A 2,309-nucleotide genomic window follows, 5' to 3' on the forward strand; every position below is an offset into this window, starting at 1 on the left:
GAAGGCGACGGCGCTGCCGAAGTCGACGGTCAGCCAGCTGTCCTGGCGACCCCGTTCGGCGACGGCGACGGCCCAGCGGGTGCTGCCGTCCCCGTCCACCACACAGGCCGCCTCGCGGCCGGGTGCCGCCGACGAAGCGGTGGCGACGGCGGCACGGGCGAGATCGGCTCCGTCCGCCCCGTCCCGGACGGAGAAGGAGTACAGGGAGTAGCCGTACTGCGGATGCCCGGAGACGCCCTGCATCCGGACGAATCGATGGGAGCCACGGGGGAGCGCAAGGGTGTCTACCCGGGGACCGGGCCCGCCCGACGTGTTCCCGCTGTCCTTCGATGTCACCTGGACCGATCCCTCGGCCGCGGTGTACGTACGACTGCCGTCCAGACCCGCCAGCCCCGGCATCGTCAGGTTGTGTATCCGCAGGTGTCCCTCGCCGGCGGCCGTACCGCTCGTCGCGTAGACGACCGCACCCGACGGGAGGGTGGTGAATCCGGCTGTTCCGGTCTCGAGTTCGAGTACCGAGGCGGTCGCGTCGATGCCGTCGCGGACCTTCCGGTAGGTCGTGACCGAGCGCCGCAGCACCTTGCTCGCGGTCGAGGGCAGGAACATCGGGGTATTGCCGCTCAGTGCGAACAGCCAGTCGTCATGGGCGGGCTGCCAGGCGAACTTGACGAAGCCCGGCTTGCTCACCGCGGCCGCCCAGGCAGCCGGCGTCTGCTGGACCACCAGACCGGGGCCCTCGTCGAAGTCCCGTACACCGGAGGCCTGTGCGTAGAACTCCTCGTCGGACAGCGGTGCCACGACACCACCGTGCGCCGCCCGCCACCGGTGCAGCAGATAGCTGATGGCGATCTCGGCCCGGGCCTCCGGTTCGTACTTCGCCTCACCCGAGAACTTGGCGAGCCGGTACTCCGGCGCATACGCCTGGTAGGGCGCCAGCCGCTTCGCCATGGCCGCCTCCGCCCAGGCGGCACCGCGGTCCCCGGTCACCTGGGCCAGGAAGGCCAGCGGGATCACATCGCGTCCGTAGAGGTGCTCGCGGTCCGCGACCATCGGCATCAGCGGTTCGCCGGCGTCACTCATCACCATCAGCAGCGTGCGCCACAGCGGACCCGCGTTCGGCTGCGCGGTGAGGACCTGCGGCATGGGACGGCCCGCGGCGATGAAGTGGGCGGCGTTGCGGCCGGAGGTACGCCACAGTTCCTCCTGGTAGTGCGGACCGAAGGAGTTGTGGTTCTCGACGATGAACGTGTCGTAGAGATTCGTCGCGGTGTTCTCCCGCACGGCGACTCCGTCGACCAGGGCGGGATTGGCCAGATCCGCCGCGGGCAGACCCGCCTCGTTCCGCGTCCACCGGCCGAAGGCCGCCGACCACTCGCCATGACGGGAATCGTCGGGGGCCCAGGCGAGGCCGGGTGCCAGGGACTGGGCGTAGACGCCCATCTCCTCGAGCTTCGTGTCCCCGACGAAGCCGCCCTTCAGGCCGTTCGGCGTCCAGCTGCCGGAGGCGGGGTCGTTCCTGGCGCCGAGGGCGGTGGTGTACTGCGCCTGCTCGCGGGCGATCGTGTCGACGTTCTGCCGTGTGACGTCGTCCAGCTGATCCCAGAGCAGCCGTGCGGCGAGCACGAAGTACAACTGGAAGGTCGTGTCGAAGAACAGCGTGCGGCCCCACTCCGTGCCGCCCGTGAGGCGATTGGACGCCGCGAAATGCCTGACCGTGGCAAGCGTGCGGGAAAGCAGTTCGTCCTTGCCGATGCCGGCGCGCCCGGAGTCGTACGTTCCCTGGGTCAGCAGCACGGCATTGCCGAGCACCACCGCGAAGCCGAAGTCCTTGGCCGTGTAGTGCCCGAGAGCGGAGTCCCACTGCGTCTCCGCCCAGCGTGTGTGCGTCAGCAGCACCTGGTAATAGGTGTCCGCGATGCTGTCCCGTTCCTCGTCGCCGGGACGCGTGCCGGAGGTGACGGGCGGCTCCGCAGCTGCCGCCATGCCCGGGAGAGTCAGCGAACCGGCGGTCAACAGCCCTGTCAGGCCGGCGAGTTGGACGAACCTGCGTCTGTCGTAGTAGGCCGGGTTGTCGGGCATGGATCCTCCGCAAAGAATGACAACGTTGTCAGATTGCGGTCATCCTTTCCTGTGACCTGTTGCGCGTCAAGGGTTCTGCGGCGTCCGGGCTGTACGGGACGGGGGAGCGGAATCGCGGCTGCCGGACCGGGTGCGCCGGCATCGGCAAGGACGAACTGCTTTCCCGCACGCTTGCCACGGTCAGGCATTTCGCGGCGTCCAATCGCCTCACGGGCGGCACGGAGTGGGGC

General features: G+C 69.4%; 1 pseudogene. It reads right to left on the reverse strand.

From position 1 onward, the window contains the following. Positions 1 to 2,079: pseudogene (locus EAO72_RS41605) on the reverse strand (discoidin domain-containing protein); the annotation flags it as partial. Positions 2,080 to 2,309: the final 230 nt, after the last annotated feature.

Origin of the sequence: Streptomyces sp. OR43, from assembly GCF_008042275.1 — a bacterium.
In the GTDB taxonomy this organism is placed as follows: Bacteria; Actinomycetota; Actinomycetes; order Streptomycetales; family Streptomycetaceae; genus Streptomyces.